The organism is Rossellomorea vietnamensis (assembly GCF_008180615.1).
GTDB lineage: Bacteria > Bacillota > Bacilli > Bacillales > Bacillaceae_B > Rossellomorea > Rossellomorea vietnamensis_D.
Genome location: NZ_VTEH01000002.1, coordinates 182,908 through 199,794, shown reverse-complemented (window position 1 = coordinate 199,794; position 16,887 = coordinate 182,908). Strand labels below are relative to the sequence as shown.

17 protein-coding genes and 2 other annotated features are annotated in these 16,887 nt (G+C 42.8%); of the genes, 13 read left to right on the top strand and 4 right to left on the bottom strand.

The genetic code is table 11. From position 1 onward, the window contains the following. Window positions 1-466: 466 nt before the first annotated feature. Window positions 467-1,327 carry a sporulation protein YtxC gene (gene ytxC / locus FZC79_RS04300; RefSeq protein WP_148945611.1) on the top strand — a complete coding sequence of 287 codons (861 nt, stop codon included), beginning with the start codon at window positions 467-469 and terminating at the stop codon, window positions 1,325-1,327. Between the two features lie 582 nt (window positions 1,328-1,909). Next, window positions 1,910-3,841 (top strand): threonine--tRNA ligase, encoded by a 1,932-nt coding sequence (gene thrS / locus FZC79_RS04295; RefSeq protein WP_148945610.1) that lies wholly within the window; start codon window positions 1,910-1,912, stop codon window positions 3,839-3,841. Between the two features lie 67 nt (window positions 3,842-3,908). Here thrS and FZC79_RS04290 read toward each other — a convergent pair whose 3' ends face one another. Then, window positions 3,909-4,385 carry a YusW family protein gene (locus FZC79_RS04290; RefSeq protein WP_187442641.1) on the bottom strand — a complete coding sequence of 159 codons (477 nt, stop codon included), beginning with the start codon at window positions 4,383-4,385 and terminating at the stop codon, window positions 3,909-3,911. A gap of 190 nt (window positions 4,386-4,575) precedes the next feature. Continuing rightward, window positions 4,576-4,709, top strand: a sequence feature (ribosomal protein L20 leader region). A 107-nt stretch (window positions 4,710-4,816) separates the two neighbouring features. Between FZC79_RS04290 and infC the strand changes: the two genes are divergently transcribed. Genes infC through rplT form a run of 3 tightly spaced genes read left to right on the top strand, consistent with a single transcriptional unit; the run spans window position 4,817 to window position 5,931 of the window. Next, window positions 4,817-5,320, top strand: coding sequence for a translation initiation factor IF-3 (gene infC, locus FZC79_RS04285; protein WP_113928485.1), 504 nt, complete (start codon window positions 4,817-4,819; stop codon window positions 5,318-5,320). A gap of 21 nt (window positions 5,321-5,341) precedes the next feature. Next, entirely contained in the window at window positions 5,342-5,539 is a 198-nt protein-coding gene (rpmI, locus tag FZC79_RS04280) for a 50S ribosomal protein L35 (protein WP_113928486.1), read from the top strand. 32 nt (window positions 5,540-5,571) lie between these two features. Continuing rightward, window positions 5,572-5,931: a 50S ribosomal protein L20 gene (rplT, locus tag FZC79_RS04275; protein ID WP_113928487.1), complete on the top strand. Its 360-nt coding sequence runs from the start codon at window positions 5,572-5,574 to the stop codon at window positions 5,929-5,931. A gap of 771 nt (window positions 5,932-6,702) precedes the next feature. On the opposite strand, the gene FZC79_RS04265 is transcribed toward rplT, so the two are convergent. Next, window positions 6,703-7,380, bottom strand: a complete 678-nt coding sequence (locus FZC79_RS04265) for a hypothetical protein (protein WP_252183241.1) — start codon at window positions 7,378-7,380, stop codon at window positions 6,703-6,705. 169 nt (window positions 7,381-7,549) lie between these two features. Here FZC79_RS04265 and FZC79_RS04260 point away from each other — a divergent pair, with 169 nt between their 5' ends. Both FZC79_RS04260 and FZC79_RS04255 read left to right on the top strand, forming a co-directional pair. After that, window positions 7,550-7,837, top strand: coding sequence for a DUF1294 domain-containing protein (locus tag FZC79_RS04260; protein WP_148945607.1), 288 nt, complete (start codon window positions 7,550-7,552; stop codon window positions 7,835-7,837). 83 nt (window positions 7,838-7,920) lie between these two features. Beyond that, window positions 7,921-8,493: a TVP38/TMEM64 family protein gene (locus tag FZC79_RS04255; protein WP_148945606.1), complete on the top strand. Its 573-nt coding sequence runs from the start codon at window positions 7,921-7,923 to the stop codon at window positions 8,491-8,493. A gap of 48 nt (window positions 8,494-8,541) precedes the next feature. Here the strand turns inward: FZC79_RS04255 and FZC79_RS04250 are convergent, their stop codons facing one another. Continuing rightward, window positions 8,542-8,943, bottom strand: coding sequence for a sigma-w pathway protein ysdB (locus FZC79_RS04250; RefSeq protein WP_187442640.1), 402 nt, complete (start codon window positions 8,941-8,943; stop codon window positions 8,542-8,544). A 183-nt stretch (window positions 8,944-9,126) separates the two neighbouring features. Here FZC79_RS04250 and FZC79_RS04245 point away from each other — a divergent pair, with 183 nt between their 5' ends. From FZC79_RS04245 to FZC79_RS04235, 3 genes are all read left to right on the top strand, one after another. Beyond that, a complete protein-coding gene (locus FZC79_RS04245) occupies window positions 9,127-9,615 on the top strand; it encodes a dUTP diphosphatase (protein WP_148945605.1) in 489 nt (162 codons plus the stop codon). Between the two features lie 127 nt (window positions 9,616-9,742). Further along, a complete protein-coding gene (locus FZC79_RS04240) occupies window positions 9,743-10,828 on the top strand; it encodes a M42 family metallopeptidase (protein WP_148945604.1) in 1,086 nt (361 codons plus the stop codon). 113 nt (window positions 10,829-10,941) lie between these two features. Further along, window positions 10,942-11,649 carry a hypothetical protein gene (locus FZC79_RS04235; RefSeq protein WP_148945603.1) on the top strand — a complete coding sequence of 236 codons (708 nt, stop codon included), beginning with the start codon at window positions 10,942-10,944 and terminating at the stop codon, window positions 11,647-11,649. A 110-nt stretch (window positions 11,650-11,759) separates the two neighbouring features. Here FZC79_RS04235 and sspI read toward each other — a convergent pair whose 3' ends face one another. Further along, the gene (gene sspI / locus FZC79_RS04230; RefSeq protein WP_148937891.1) at window positions 11,760-11,969 is read right to left on the bottom strand and encodes a small acid-soluble spore protein SspI; all 210 of its coding nucleotides are present in this window, start codon (window positions 11,967-11,969) and stop codon (window positions 11,760-11,762) included. A 161-nt stretch (window positions 11,970-12,130) separates the two neighbouring features. On the opposite strand from sspI, the gene FZC79_RS04225 reads away from it, so the two are divergent. The 3 genes from FZC79_RS04225 (at window position 12,131) to pheT (ending at window position 16,717) form a co-directional block, all read left to right on the top strand. Further along, window positions 12,131-12,892 (top strand): TrmH family RNA methyltransferase, encoded by a 762-nt coding sequence (locus FZC79_RS04225; protein ID WP_148945602.1) that lies wholly within the window; start codon window positions 12,131-12,133, stop codon window positions 12,890-12,892. Between the two features lie 56 nt (window positions 12,893-12,948). Further along, window positions 12,949-13,184 (top strand) — a binding site (T-box leader). 62 nt (window positions 13,185-13,246) lie between these two features. After that, window positions 13,247-14,284 (top strand): phenylalanine--tRNA ligase subunit alpha, encoded by a 1,038-nt coding sequence (pheS, locus tag FZC79_RS04220; RefSeq protein WP_148937889.1) that lies wholly within the window; start codon window positions 13,247-13,249, stop codon window positions 14,282-14,284. 15 nt (window positions 14,285-14,299) lie between these two features. Further along, a complete protein-coding gene (gene pheT, locus FZC79_RS04215) occupies window positions 14,300-16,717 on the top strand; it encodes a phenylalanine--tRNA ligase subunit beta (RefSeq protein ID WP_148945601.1) in 2,418 nt (805 codons plus the stop codon). Window positions 16,718-16,887 lie beyond the last annotated feature (170 nt).

Here is a 16,887-nt window from a genome sequence, read left to right as displayed (position 1 = left end):
CAGTATTCTTGCTCTGAATTTATTTAGGAAAGGGATAATGAAGAGAATGCATCTAATTTAATTATCGAACTAAAGTCTATATACCTTTCAAACGCTTTTAAGTGGGTATTCACAGTAATATACATTAAGACTATTTTCTAAAAGATATTTGCTTTTACATACTATTTTACCTACCTTTCCCTTTTGGCAAGAAGGATTGGAGTGGAAGACGTGCGACCTCCTGCGGGACTAGCGGGACAGGTGAGACCCCACAGGCGAAGCCGAGGAGGCTCACCGCCCGCCCCGCGGAGTCGCTCGGCTGGAGCGGAAATCCAGTTTCTTAAACAGCCGCATCCCTAGTAGGGAAAATTTTTGGTGATACAAAAATATTTCTTGATTTGATTGAAAGTAAATATGAAGACTTCTAATTTGTCCCAGCTCCCCATAATATATAAAGCAGGGATTTGGCTTTAAAGGGGGGAGCGGATTGTTTGAGATTATCTTCAAACAAAACGGAGACGCTAAGAATCTCCAAAAGTTCTTTGAAAAAGAGTCGTGCAGCTCGCTGATTCACGAAACTCTTTTTCAAAATCAAGTGCATTATATTGTGTCAGTGGATAAGCAGAAGGATCATCAAGCCATCCTGGGTGGTCTGTTCCATTTTATTATGAAAACAAAAAGGCTTGATTGGTCAGCCTTTATGTTGTCGGAATACTACCTTTACAAAGATCAGCATGAGCAGGAACAAATCCTGATGGTCATTGATGAAATGCTCTCAGGCGAAAGGGACGAATTAACCAGCCTGATCGAGGAGTGGGATGAAACCGGTTTTCTAATAAGTAATCTGGAGCCTTTATTGGAAGCAGAGGAACCTGTCCACTTTGATTCTTTTGTAAAGTTCCGATTGAAAGCTCTTTATGAAAGAACGGTTTTGTATGTAGAAAGGGCGATCGATGAATATAAACTCGAACAGGACTATCAGATGTTCGTCCAAATGCTGAGAGACTACCTGGCAGGAAAAAACAACCAGGAGGAGTGCATTCATCTTTATTTTTCTAATTATGATCTGCTGTTTTTCAATGCAGACCTGAAAGAGTTGAAACGAAATGAATTGTTCAGTCTCGTGGACAAGCGCCTCTTGACCAATCATCCTGTATATGTGGATTCCTATACCATTGCCCCATTGCTGTCCATGGCACCCAAACAGATCAATGTGTATTGCACCGATTCCGAAATCAAGCTCATTCGAACCATTCAAAACATATTCGAGGAGCGTGTAAGGATTCTGCCGCTATCCGCATTTTCAGGCAGTGTCCAACCCGAGATTCCCGATGCTGCAAATGAATAGCCCAAATTGCTGTCATATGCTTGATTTTCCTCATCTAACCGACTATAATAACCTACATATTAACTTCATATATCAAGGTTTTGATGAGGACAACAGTATTCAAACACGGTTCACAGAGAGGGAAGCTTAGGCTGGAACTTCCCAACACGATTGAAGCACTGACCGCCTCTGAACTTCAACCATGAACACGATCGAGCGAAAACAATGCAGAAATAGCGAAATCGACGCAGAAATTCGCCGCAATCCCCGTCCCTGACGAACGAGAAGCAAGAAGTTCAAGGAGATGAGGGAGAGAGGACCGGAGCGTATCTTAATACGTGAGGATCCGAGCGAGTGAAATCGACGCAGAAATTCGCCGCTTATCGTTCGTCAGTATTGGTTGACGGCAGCAGCCGTTATATGATCCGGAGTCATTTGTATTTCATTTTTTTGAAAATACAAATGAGAAGTTGGGTGGAACCACGAGATGAAACTAACAAACCTCGTCCCTTCATTTTTGAAGGGATGGGGTTTTTTGTGTTTTTAAAGTTTTTTTAAAAGCCCCCAGAGCACCAAACAATGCAAATAAGGAGGAACAACATTATGTCAGAGTCATTAAAAATTACATTTCCTGATGGAGCAGTAAAGGAGTTTCCCCGAGGAACGACAACTGAAGAAATTGCATCATCCATCAGCTCAGGTTTAAAGAAAAAAGCACTGGCAGGAAAAATCAATGGAAACCTGATCGATCTAAGAACACCGATTACAGAGGATGGACCGATTGAAATCGTTACACCTGATCATGACGATGCTCTTGAAGTGCTGCGCCACAGTTCAGCGCACTTGATGGCACAGGCGGTGAAAAGGTTATATCCAGATGCTAAACTTGCGATTGGTCCTGTTATAGAAGGCGGCTTCTACTATGATATCGATTCAGAGCACAGCATTACATCTGAGGACCTTCCGAAAATTGAAAAAGAGATGAAAAAGATTTCTGAATCCAATATTGAGGTTGTCAGAAAAGATGTCAGCCGTGATGAAGCTCAGAAAATGTACGAAGATATCGGGGATGAATATAAGCTTGAACTTCTCGAGGCAATTCCTCAAGGAGAGCAGGTTTCCATCTATGAGCAAGGCGACTTTTTTGACCTGTGCCGAGGAATCCATGTTCCATCAACAGGCAAAATCAAAGAATTCAAACTGCTTAGTGTGGCAGGGGCTTATTGGCGCGGAAACAGTGATAACAAAATGCTGCAGCGTATTTACGGTACTGCTTTCTTCAAAAAAGAAGATTTAAAAGAGCACTTGCGCCTGCTAGAGGAAGCAAAGGAACGTGACCACCGTAAAATCGGTAAAGAACTTAATTTGTTCATGAACTCACAGAAAGTCGGACAAGGCCTTCCAATGTGGCTGCCAAAAGGTGCGACAATCCGCCGCATCATCGAGCGCTATATCGTCGATAAAGAAGAAAAACTTGGCTATGACCATGTGTATACCCCAGTGATGGGCAGTGTAGATCTGTATAAAACAAGCGGACACTGGGATCATTATCAGGAAAATATGTTCCCTGTCATGGATATGGATAATGAACAATTGGTTCTTCGTCCGATGAACTGCCCGCATCACATGATGATTTACAAAAACAGCATCCACAGCTACCGTGAGCTTCCGATTCGTATCGCTGAACTCGGAACAATGCACCGATATGAAATGTCCGGAGCTCTATCTGGATTGCAGCGTGTAAGAGGAATGACTCTGAATGATGCCCATCTATTCGTGCGTCCAGATCAAATCAAAGAAGAGTTCAAGCGCGTTGTCCGTCTGGTCCTTGAGGTCTATAAGGATTTCGATCTTAACGATTACTCCTTCAGACTATCCTACCGTGATCCTCAGGATACAGAAAAGTATTTTGACGATGATCAAATGTGGGAGAGAGCGCAAGCCATGCTGAAAGAAGCAATGGATGAAATGGAAATCGATTATTTCGAAGCAGAGGGCGAAGCAGCATTCTACGGCCCAAAATTGGATGTGCAGGTGAAGACAGCTTTGGGCAAAGAGGAAACTCTTTCAACTGTTCAGCTGGACTTCTTGCTACCTGAGCGCTTTGACTTAACTTATATCGGAGAAGATGGCAAGCACCATCGTCCGGTTGTTATCCACCGCGGAGTTGTTTCAACAATGGAACGATTTGTCGCGTTCTTGATTGAAGAATACAAGGGAGCTTTCCCGACTTGGCTGGCACCAGTGCAGGTTCAGGTCATCCCTGTTTCTCCAGATGTGCATTTCGATTATGCAAAAAAAGTACAGGAAGACCTGCAGGCAAAAGGGCTGCGTGTAGAACTTGACAGCCGTGATGAAAAAATCGGCTACAAGATCCGTGAAGCGCAAATGAGCAAGACTCCATATATGCTTGTAGTCGGTGATAATGAAATTAAAGAGGAAGCCGTCAATGTTCGTAAGTATGGCGAGCAAAACTCAGAAACCATCTCACTTTCAGATTTCATCGCGAAAGTAACGGATGAAGTGAATAGATAACATCAGCAAAGAGGCCGTTTCCATAAAGGAACGGCCTTTTTAAAATACATCATTTATAGATTATTGATTAAGAATTCGATGGGTTTTCGATCGTGAAGTTTTTCTCTCCGCCCTCGGTAAAGTCGACCTCGAGTTCGATTCTTTCATAGTCTTCTCTCAGTCCAAATGCATCAACAAGCTGTTGAGCTACTTCTTCATCAGGAGTATCTTCATCAAATTCCAACTCGCTGAAAGCAGGCTGGATGTCTCCAAACGCTACGCTGTCATCTGTGGTATCGTATTCTTTATTGTTAATGTTATCAGTAATATCGACGTCCTGGCCTTCTCCTTCTTTTTCGTATTCAACTGCATAAGCATTTTCAAGGTCTTGATAATCAACTTTCATATCAAAATAGTCGTACGCAATCACTGTATCAGCATCTTGGCCTTCTTCGGGATTTTGTACTTCCTCCTGGCTCTCATTTTGCCCTTCTTCTGAATCCTGGCAGGCGCCGAGCATGAGTGTTATTGAAAGTGCCGTACCGACGGTGAATAATTTTTTCATAAAAAACACTCCTTTGAAATTTCTGCTACTATTCTTTAGCCCCAAAAATGACTTTTCAAACATTTTTGCAGAAAAGCTATTGCGTTCTGGGCAGACTTTTGATAAGATAAATCTTGTTGCAAAAGAAAGCGATCATTTGACAGTGTAAGACTGATTATGATATAGTAACTAAGGTAATTGAATACAGTTTGCGGTAAAGAAGGAGCTACCCGCTTCTCACCTGATTGACGCACTAGGCAGTTGGCAGGTTTTACGAAATGTACTTTATGACGTTTACGTCTTATAATGCGGGTGTGCTTTTGCCACCGGCATTTTTTTATGGCTTAAAACCAACATACATTCTTGCCCTGCAGCTATTTGCTCAATGCTGATCTTGACCCAAACACAGTATTCTTAATTAACCTTGGAGGTGGCTGACTATTAGCAAAGACATGTTCGTTAACGAAGGCATACGCGCTCGTGAAATCCGTTTGATTGACCAAAATGGAGAGCAGCTTGGAATTAAATCCAAAAATGAAGCATTAGAAATCGCTGGACGTGTGAACCTTGATCTTGTATTGGTTGCTCCGAATGCAAAACCGCCAGTGGGCCGTATCATGGACCATGGCAAGTATAAGTTCGAGCAGCAGAAGAAAGAGAAAGAAGCTCGCAAAAACCAGAAAATCATCAATTTGAAAGAGGTTCGTCTGAGCCCTGGTATCGAAGAACATGATTTTAACACTAAGCTTCGCAATGCTCGCAAGTTCCTTGAAAAAGGAGATAAAGTAAAAGCTTCTATCCGCTTTAAAGGCCGTGCCATTACTCATAAAGAAATCGGCCAACGCGTACTGGATCGTTTCTCTGAAGCATGTAAAGATCTTTCTACAGTAGAATCGAAGCCAAAGATGGAAGGACGCAGTATGTTCTTAGTTTTAGCACCTATTAATGAAAAGTAATGGATCGAGGAGGAATTTCACATGCCAAAAATGAAAACTCACCGCGGCTCAGCTAAGCGTTTTAAGAAGACAGGTTCTGGAAAATTGAAACGCTCTCATGCTTATACAAGCCATTTATTCGCTAACAAATCTACGAAGCAAAAGCGTAAGCTACGTAAAGGCGCTGTAGTTTCTAAAGGTGATTTCAAACGCATTCGTCACATGCTTGACAACTTATAATATCGAAGATTTAACACTAGGAGGGAAATTATATGCCACGTGTAAAAGGCGGTACAGTAACACGCAGACGTCGCAAAAGAGTTCTTAAATTAGCAAAAGGTTTTTACGGTTCAAAACATACATTATACAAAGTAGCTAACCAGCAGGTTATGAAATCTTATATGTATGCTTACCGCGATCGTCGCCAGAAAAAGCGCGACTTCCGTAAGCTTTGGATCACTCGTATCAATGCAGCTGCACGCATGAATGGTCTTTCTTACAGCCGCATGATGCATGGTCTTAAACTTGCAGGTATCGAAGTGAACCGCAAAATGCTTGCTGAGCTTGCTGTTAACGACGAAAAAGCATTTGCTCAATTAGCAGAAGCTGCAAAATCTCAAAACAACAAGTAATTCACTTTATAAAAGCCATTCTCCTTGGAGGATGGCTTTTTTGTATGTATCTATAAAAAGTGGAAGGCTCTATTAGCGTTGAGGTTTTGCAGCTGCATTCGTAAGGAGAGAAATAAGGGAAGATTTTACCGTTAATTGTAAATTGGAGCTCCTTTTGTTAGTGAATAAGGGAATTTTTCCCTTATTATTAAAAGGCTGTTTTCGTAAAGATTGTGGCTATGGAAAAGTGATGGATTTCCACTCCAGCCGCACGACTCCGCGGGGCGGGCGGTGAGCCTCCTCGGCTTTGCCTGCGGGGTCTCACCTGTCCCGCTAGTCCCGCAGGAGGTCGCACGCATTCCGTTCCAATCCCTTTACGTGAAGGGGGAGAAATGCAATAGTGCTTTAAGAGAAATTTTTTCCTCTAGTTTAACTATTTTCGGTTCTATTCTTTATTTAAGGGGAATTTTTCCCATTAATCATAGCTTTGAGTACAGTTTATTGGTAAATAAGGGGAGTATTTCCCCTTATTAACAAAAAAGCACTTGTTTTCTAGTGTTTTGAGTGAAATAAGGGGAATTTCTCCCTCTATTCAAGCTGTTTTTCGGTGCTATCATTAAATTAAGGGGAATTTTTCCCGCTATTAATGAGCACGAAGTCATTGACTAGTTGATAATGTCCCTTTTCCCAACACAGAAAGATTCGGCTAAGTTTGTTTATGAATAGATAAAGTAATTCATTTTTGCCAGCTATCAGATAAAGCGTTGGCCTATTCGACCAACGCTGCTCAACTCATTCATTCTCTAACTTAAATTCAATTTTTTCCGCTTGGTACATATTGTCACGAAACTCATAAGTAATTATTATATTTCCAACAAAAGCACCAGGCGAAAACTGGGGATGCAGCGTGGCAGTCAATTTGTGATCTTTCACCTCATAGTTAATAATGCTGACAAGATTTATCTCTTCAAACAAGGTCTCAGGAAGCAGATTCAATTTTTTAACATTGAATGAATAATGTTTATTTCCGATACTGATTTCTGCTTTGGAGGGGGAAAGACTGGTTCTTATATTTTTGTTGACAATGGCTAGCGGCGAGTCTACCAAAACCTCCTTGAACCGCTTAGTGCCTAGGTGAAAAACATAAACTTCCTGGTCTAGAACACCGGTACCATACCCTCTTGTTAAAATGATGATTAATTCGTTCCTGTTATCCCTATTTATATCATGATAGTAAATTTTTGGAGCATATGCAGGATTAGTAACATTGATCCAGAAAGGTCTTGAAAAGACAGCCCCTTTGAAATCAACTTTAAAGTCATAATATAAGTCATTCATTTCCTTGCCGTATAAAACGATATTTTCTTCTTCATGTTGAGCAGCAACAGAATACCCTGGCATGGCTGCATCTGCCATTATAGGAGGAACTAATAAAAGGATTGTTACTAACGGAATTATGAATCTAATCATGGATAACACCTCAAGAATAGTATTCCTAAATGAGTGATATTAATTAGCTTAAAAATGAGAAGAACAGGTAAATATTCAGTTGTTGCGGCATGGCATTCTTCCTTTATAATTAAAGTAATGAAGGTTTAAATTTTATAGTCACGATAAACTTGAAAAGAGGCATTAGCTAATGAACACAGCACTAATACTATTAATCACGTATTTTATTATTATGAACCTAATGGGTTATATGATCATGGCTAATGATAAAACCAGGGCGAAGAAGCAAAAATACAGGATAAAAGAAAGTTCGATTTGGAAGGCAGCGTTTCTTGGGGGAGCAGCCGGCTGTTTCGCCGGGATGAGAGTGTTCAGGCATAAGACGAAACATAATGTTTTTAAATATGGTCTTCCGGCATTGTCAGTTGGGCAGCTGATCAGTTATTCAGCCCTTGCGTTTGTCTTTTATCAAGGATAGAAATGTGCTGAGATAGGATGTCTTGTTCTAACAGCTCGTACCATTGTATATGCTGTAGTAACATGTAGAAAAGAGGTGGGGGCATGGATGATAGATATGCCTTTGTGTTTACTTTTATTGAAGCAAGCGGATGGCTGGCTCCCCTCGCATTCATTTTATTTCATATCGTCAGGCAATTTATTTTTATACCCGTGGTCCTGGTTTGTATAGTCGGGGGCATTCTATTTGGCAGTGTTTTTGGCACTTTGTATTCTCTGGCTGGATTAACATTGCTGTCAGCAGGCTCTTATTTTATATTAAAAATGTTTCCCGGTCTGAATCAAAAGCTGTTAAATCTTAAACAAAAGTGGTTTGGGCAGGGGGCGGTTCTGACAGTCGGGCAGATTGCGGTTTTGAGGCTTGTGCCTTTTGTTCATTATCAACTTTTGAATGTTTGTTTGATGGAAAGAAGGCCAGCACTGGGGGACTATTTGAAAAGTTCTTTTCTGGCAAACCTGCCCCTGGCGTTCTTTTATACCGTGTTTGGTGAATTCATTTCCGATTTTACCCCTGGGATTATCGCGATGATTCTATTGGGGTTGTGTCTGCTGTTTTATACCTTGAGGGAAAAAGTGAAAGTGATTAAGTGGCGGGAGTTCTTTCATCAGCCGTCATAAAATTATAGTTTTAGAGAAGAGCCTAAAAAACAGGAGCCGGGGGAATGGTCATTCCATTTCCGGTTCCTGTTTTTTGTTAATAAACTCTTTTAAAGGACTTTTCCAGTCAATCGAGGCATTGGGGTACCTCTCCAATATTTCTGTTTCTACATATTTCAGGTCTTCATAGCTGATTCCTTTTAATAGGTTGGCATTTTCAACCCAAACAAAAATAGAAACAACCTCAAAGGCGCGTTCTGTAGTACCCAGGTACTTCTCTCCCTGAAATAAAACACCTTTATAAGTGACCAGGAAGTTTTTCCTGACATTTTCTTGATCGTCGAGGAAGTAGAATTTCTTCTGTTCTGAAGCTAATTCCAACTTGCGCTTTGGATTCACAACGTATTTAAAGGCGCGGTATAATAGATAAATAATAAGTAAAAAGACCAAAATCCTAATCAGTATCAGCATCGTTTAACCCTCCAGACAATCACACTGCATAGTACATCCATTTCTCTCTACGATTGAGCCGGAAAAAAGTTTCATTTAAATTGAAAAAAAATTATTTTTTTCAGCAGACTGCACAGTATGGTATAGTGTTCGGGGCTGAAGAAGGATTTTATGAGGGTACTTTTAGAAAGGAAGAGGATAATCATGAATATTAATGAGTTATTTCAAATGCAGAAAGCACTGGATACATATATTGAAAAGGAACATGGGCTGGAAGAAGAGGACCTGTTTCAGGAGAAAACGCTGGCTCTGCTGGTGGAGATCGGGGAGCTGGCCAATGAAACAAGGTGTTTTAAATTTTGGAGCAAGAAATCTTCTTCAGAAAAGGATGTCATTCTTGAAGAATTTGTAGATGGCGTCCATTTCATTTTATCTTTGGGAATTGAGCTTGGCATCAAAAATTTCAAGCTGAGGGATGCGAGCTACAGGGATGCCGGTCTTACAGAGCAGTTCCTGAAGGTGTATCAATCCATCAATGATTTTACGTCCAAAAGGTCAGTGACCGAGTATGACCAGCTTGTGCATCAATACTTTTATTTAGGGGAGTCTCTTGGTTTTTCACATGAGGAAGTAGTACAGGCTTATAAGCAGAAAAATGAAGTGAACTACAGGCGCCAGGAACAAGGGTACTGACAGGATATTATTTGCTGATAGAGGAAATCTAACGGTAGCTGCTGTGTTATATGCAAATTTTTTGAATAAATTCTGATAATTTGTTATTATATTCAGTGGTACATAAAATCATTAGGGGGTCGAAATAATGGCGAAACTAGACGAAACACTAAGCATGCTGAAAGATTTGACAGATGCTAAAGGTGTGCCAGGTAATGAGCGCGAAGCAAGAGAAGTAATGAAGAAATACATAGAACCTTTCGCAGATGAAATCACAACTGATAATCTTGGAAGCTTGATAGCTAAGAAAGTCGGCGATGAAAACGGTCCAAAAATCATGGTAGCCGGCCATCTTGATGAAGTCGGATTCATGATTACTCAAATTGATGACAAAGGCTTCCTTCGTTTCCAAACAGTCGGCGGCTGGTGGTCGCAGGTGATGCTGGCCCAGCGTGTGACAATCGTAACAAACAAAGGAGATATCACAGGGGTAATCGGTTCAAAGCCGCCTCACATCCTGCCTCCGGAAGCACGCAAAAAGCCGGTTGATATCAAAGACATGTTCATCGATATCGGAGCTTCAAGCCGTGACGAAGCACAAGAGTGGGGCGTTAAGCCTGGTGACATGGTTGTTCCTTACTTCGAATTCACTGTAATGAACAATGATAAAATGCTTTTAGCCAAAGCTTGGGATAACCGTATCGGCTGTGCGATTGCCATCGATGTCCTAAAAGGATTAAAAGGCGAAAACCATCCAAACGTCGTATACGGTGTTGGAACCGTCCAAGAAGAAGTCGGCCTTCGCGGCGCAAGAACTTCTGCTTCTAAAATCAAGCCGGACATCGCATTTGGTGTCGATGTCGGAATCGCCGGCGATACTCCTGGTGTTTCTGAAAAAGAAGCACAAAGCAAAATGGGTGAAGGCCCGCAGATCATTCTTTATGATGCATCCATGGTTTCACACAAAGGCCTTCGTGACTTTGTTACGGATATTGCAGATGAAAACAACATCCCTTACCAGTTCGATGCGATTGCAGGCGGCGGAACCGATTCAGGCGCTATCCATTTGACGGCAAATGGTGTCCCCGCACTTTCCATCACGATTGCAACACGCTACATTCACTCTCATGCAGCGATGCTTCACCGTGATGACTACGAAAATGCAGTGAAACTAATCACGGAAGTCATCAAGCGTCTTGATAAAGACACTGTTGCTAAAATTACGTTTGATTGATTTGTTGAAAAAGAGACCTTTTGAGGGTCTCTTTTTTTGTTGTGCTTCTAATTGATTTACTGAGGCTGCTGAGGTATGGGACAAATCGGCATTAATGCAGGGATGAATAATAAATGATAGATGAGAGGTTTGAATTTACGTTGGCGATAGAGCTTTCTCGGTTTCGGCCCGGGAATTCCTCTTCCAGGCCGTTAACCGTAAAAAAGCAAATCTCAATGGCCCGCAAATCCCGTTTCCGGGCCGTTATCCGTACAAAAAGTGAATCTCAATGGCCCGCAAATCCCGTTTCTGGGCCGTTATCCGTACAAAAAGTGAATCTCAATGGCCCGCAAATCCCGTTTCCGGGCCGTTATCCGTACAAAAAGCAAATCTCAATCGCCCGCAAATCCCGTTTCCGGGCCGTTATCCGTACAAAAAGCAAATCTCAACGGCCAGCAAATACGGTTACCGGGCCGTTATCCGTACAAAAAGCAAATCTCAATGGCCCGCAAATACGGTTACCGGGCCGTTATCCATCAAAGAAGCAAATCTCAATGGCCCGCAAATCCCGTTTCCGGGCCGTTATCCGTACAAAAAGCAAATCTCAATGGCCCGTAAATCCCGTTTCCGGGCCGTTATCCGTACAAAAAGCAAATCTCAATGGCCAGCAAATACGGTTACCGGGCCGTTATCCATCAAAGAAGCAAATCTCAATGGCCCGCAAATCCCGTTTCCGAGCCGTTATCCGTACAAAAAGCAAATCTCAATGGCCCGTAAATCCTGCTCCTGGGCCGTTAACTATCAAAAAAATGAATCTCAATGTCCCGCAAATCTCATCCTAATCCATCATATAAAACGGACGTCACACTGGCCCTCTGTATTCAATCAAGCTTACCCGAAAATACCCCAGCCAAGGCAAATGAAAAACGGATGCACAATGCATCCGCCTTAATCAACCCTTCAAGCCTTCTTCAATTGTTTCCAGCAGCATTTTCTGCTCTTGTGGATCTGCCGTATTCCAAAATACTTCCATCAGAACGCCAAGACCAGGAAGAGTTTTTTCCTCTCCGCCCTGAATGGCGTCAACAATCGTGTCTTTTAACTGATCCTGATTATTTCCTGAAACATTATGGATGATCGCATTTCTTAAGTTCAATCCCATTTTAAAACGCTCCTTTACCCTGAAATTAGTGCTTTCTTGGTTATCTTCTCCCACTTCCCGTTTATTATGTACGAAATGTGAGGTATAATGTAAATTCGAAAGCGGCATAAAGATAATGTACACAGATCAGCCGCCAAACTGTTCACAAGGAGACACAAACTGTGAAATATGTTCAATCTGCTAAAAATCCACAAGTGAAGCAGTGGAAGAAGCTGCATACAAAGAAAGAGCGCGACCGCTCAGGTACATATATGGTTGAAGGTTTCCATCTGGTTGAGGAAGCCCTTAAATATAATGAAGTTGTTCAAGAGGTACTGGTGAAAGAAGGAATTGATCTTCCCTCCGCTTGGAATCTTGACTCTGTTTCGGTCACACAGCTGTCTGAAGATGCTGCCAAAGCAGTCTCGGCTACTGAAACCAGTCAGGGAGTTTTTGCGGTGTGCTATCAGCCTGAAACCCAGGAAGGCGAGTTGAAAGGCAGAACATTCTTGATGCTTGATGAAGTACAGGATCCAGGTAATCTCGGCACCATCATCCGCACTGCAGACGCAGCCGGTATTGATATGATTATTCTTGGTGAAGGTACTGCCGACCTGTATAATCCGAAAGTTCTTCGTTCAGCGCAGGGAAGCCACTTTCATCTTCCGATTGTAAAAGGGGAATTGCCGGACTGGATAGAGAGGTTGAAAAATGAGGGAGTTCCGGTTTATGGAACCGCATTAGAGAACAGTGTGGAATACCATAAAGTATCCAGTGAAGAGTCATTCGCCCTTATCCTGGGGAATGAAGGCAATGGCGTATCCCCATCCATTCTGGGTTCTACGGACCAGAACCTTTATGTGCCGATTTACGGCAAGAGCGAATCATTGAATGTGGCAATTGCTGCCGGGATTCTAATGTATCACTTAAAAAAGGCGCAGTGATTTTTGAAAAAGGTTTGAAATAAGCTGGAATGTTTTCTATAATGAATGCACATATGTAAAAAACAATGATAGAGAAAAGTAGCGTGTTGTAACCATTTCAGGGAAAGAGTACCGTGACTGAAAGTGCTCTTATGGACACCACCGCGAACGTTCACCTCTTGAGTTGGCATCGGGACCGTTTCTTCAGGAAACCGAAAGATGCCCCGGCGAAAAGCCGTTATCCCAATGAAGAGAACACAGGTTTGCTGTGTGTTAATAAGGGTGGTACCGCGACGATAACCTCGTCCCTTGATTGGGAAGAGGTTTTTTTGTTGTTTAAATAAAATGCCAAAATCAGCTAAGGAGGCCATTTGCATGGAAGCAAAACTAAAGCAGTTGCAAGACGAAGCTCTTCAACAAATCGAAGCAGCAGAAGGGCTTAAAGAGCTCAACGATATCCGTGTTGCTTATCTTGGAAAAAAAGGACCTATTACCGAGGTCTTAAGAGGGATGGGCAAGCTGTCTGCTGAGGAACGCCCGAAAATGGGAGCCCTCGCCAATGATGTTCGAGCGGCCATCACAGAACGCCTGGAAGAGAAAAATGAAAAACTTGAAAAAGAGGCTGTCAATAAAAAGCTCGCATCAGAAACGATTGATGTCACCCTGCCTGGCAGACCTGTCAAAAAAGGAAGCAAACATCCGCTGACGAAAATTGTGGAGGAAATCGAGGATCTGTTCATCGGAATGGGTTACAGCATTGCAGAAGGACCGGAAGTTGAAACCGACTTTTACAATTTCGAAGCGTTGAATCTTCCTAAAGGACATCCGGCAAGAGATATGCAGGACTCTTTCTATATAACGGAGGAAACTTTACTTAGGACCCACACTTCACCTGTACAGGCAAGAACGATGGAGAAGCATGAAGGAAAAGGCCCTGTTAAAGTTATCTGCCCCGGGAAAGTGTACCGCCGCGATAATGATGACGCGACGCACTCTCATCAATTCATGCAGATTGAAGGACTTGTTATCGGTGAAAACATCCGTATGAGCGACCTGAAAGGAACTCTGCAGGTGTTTGCGAAAAAAATGTTCGGTGAAGACAGGGAAATCCGTCTTCGTCCAAGCTTTTTCCCTTTCACAGAGCCTTCTGTAGAAATGGATATCACGTGTAAGATTTGCGGCGGCAAAGGCTGCAGTGTATGTAAAGGCACTGGCTGGATTGAAATTCTTGGAGGCGGAATGGTGCATCCGAACGTACTCGAGATGTCCGGATTCGATTCTAAGAAGTACACAGGATTCGCTTTTGGTATGGGGCCAGAGCGTATTGCGATGCTGAAATATGGAATTGATGATATCCGTCACTTCTATACAGACGATGTTCGTTTCTTAAAACAATTTCAAACCCAGGAATAATAAGGAGGCAGGAAAATGTTTGTTTCATATAAATGGCTGCAGGATTATGTCGATCTTTCCGGCGTTACCCCTGAAGAACTGGCTGAAAAAATCACCCGCAGCGGAATTGAAGTCGAGGGTGTCGAGGTCATCGGAAAAGAGATCAAGAATGTCGTGGTTGGGCATGTATTGGAATGCGAGCCTCATCCGGATGCAGATAAATTAAACAGATGCCAGGTAGATGTCGGTGAAGAAGAGCCCGTTCAAATCATCTGTGGCGCACCTAATGTGGCGAAAGGCCAGAAGGTACCTGTAGCGAAAGTGGGAGCTGTGCTGCCAGGCAATTTTAAAATCAAAAAAGCGAAGCTCCGCGGGCAGCAGTCTAACGGAATGATCTGTTCACTGCAAGAGCTTGGTGTCGAAGGCAAGCTTGTACCAAAAGAACAAGCTGAAGGGATTTATGTTTTCTCACAGGAAACAGAAGTCGGAGCAGATGCTGTTTCAGAGCTGAACTTGGATGATGCGATTCTTGAACTGGGTTTAACGCCAAATAGATCAGATGCATTAAGTATGCTGGGTGTAGCTTATGAGGTAGCCGCAATCCTAAGCCGTTCTGTGAAAAAGCCTGAAATTGATACTTCGGTATCATCTGAAAAAGCAGAAGATTATATTACGTTGAATGTTGAAGCAGCAGAAGATAACCCTCTCTATGTAGCGAAAATGGTTAAAAATATCAAAATCGGTCCGTCTCCAATGTGGATGCAAAACCGTCTGATTGCTTCAGGTATCCGTCCTCATAACAATGTGGTCGACATCACTAACTACATTCTGCTGGAATACGGCCAGCCGCTTCATGCGTTTGATTATGACCGTCTTGGTTCCAAGGAAATCCTTGTACGAAAAGCGAAACAGGATGAAGTGATTGTCACTTTGGATGATGAAGAAAGAAAGCTGAATGAAAACCACTTAGTGATCACCAATGGAACAGAGCCAATCGCACTAGCCGGTGTAATGGGCGGCGCGAACTCTGAAGTGGGCCAGGAAACAACGACTGTATTACTAGAATCTGCTTACTTTGCAGGCGGAACGGTGAGGACTGCTTCGAAAGACCACGGTCTTAGAAGCGAAGCGAGCACGCGCTATGAAAAGGGAGTCGATCCAAACCGTGTTAGAGAAGCGGCGGAAAGAGCTGTTTCATTGATGGCAGAATATGCAGGCGGAGACGTACTGGAAGGCTCCGTCACAGTAGATAATCTGAAGGTGGAGCCGGCAGTTGTAACGATTACCCTGGATAAAATCAACTCAGTGCTTGGAACCGAAATCAGTGCCGGGGAAGTGGAAAATATCTTTACCCGCCTTGGATTTGAAACAGCTGTTAACGGGGAAGAATTTCAGGTAACAGTTCCGACCCGAAGAGGGGATATCACAATTCCTGAAGATCTGCTTGAAGAAGTGGCAAGATTGTATGGATACGATAACCTGCCATTGACTCTCCCTGAAGGAGATGCGACAGCAGGAAGCCTGACTCCATTCCAAATCAAACGCCGAGCTACACGCAGCAACCTGGAAGGCTCCGGCCTGCAGCAAGCTATCACTTACTCTCTGACTAATGATGCAAAAGCAGGTCAGTATGCCATCGATAAGCGCGAACCGATCCGCCTGATCATGCCTATGAGTGAAGAGCGCAGCAACCTGCGTCTGAGTATCATCCCGCAATTGCTTGAAGTGCTGTCTTACAATACAGCCCGCCAAAATGACAGTCTTGCTTTTTATGAAACAGGATCTGTATTCCTGAAAGAAGAGGGACAGGAGCTTCCTTCTGAACATGAGCATATTGCCGGTGCTGTCACTGGATTATGGAACAGCCATCCATGGCAGGGTGAAAAGAAGCCTGTTGATTTCTTCGTTGTAAAAGGAATTCTTCAAGGCCTCTTTGAAGAATTGGGTGTTTCTGAGCATATCAGATTCCGCCAAGCGGAAGAACTGGATGGCATGCATCCTGGACGTACAGCGGAAATCCTTTTAGACGAAAAGGTTATCGGGTTCGTTGGACAGGTGCATCCTCAGGTCCAAAAAGATATGGATTTGAATGAAACCTATGTATTCGAAATCGAAGCGGCACCTCTATACAACTTTAATTTGCCGGCATTACAGTATTCACCGATTCCTAGATACCCATCGATTTCAAGAGATATTGCTCTTGTAGTTCAGCAGGATATCAAAGCAGGTGAGCTGCAGTCCATCATCAAAGAAGCGGGCGGCAAGCTGCTGAAAGAAGTTTCCGTCTTTGACTTGTATCAAGGTGAGCATATGGAACCTGGCAAGAAATCTCTTGCGTATTCACTGAAATACTTTGATCCATCCCGAACATTGACTGACGATGAAGTCGTTAAAGCGCACAACAAAGTTTTGGATGCTGTTAAAGAAAAAGCCGGGGCTGAGCTGAGAGGCTAGTAAGCCAGGGCAGAATTGAATAGGTTCAGTATTGTTACTGCTGCCATAGAGAAACGCTCCGAGTGTGAAGCCTCGGAGCGTTTTTCTCTTATCTTATATACTGGGGGCTTTCAACCCTATGTAAAAAATAACTTGCAATTTTTGTGTTAAAATTAAGTTGAGCGGTCTCC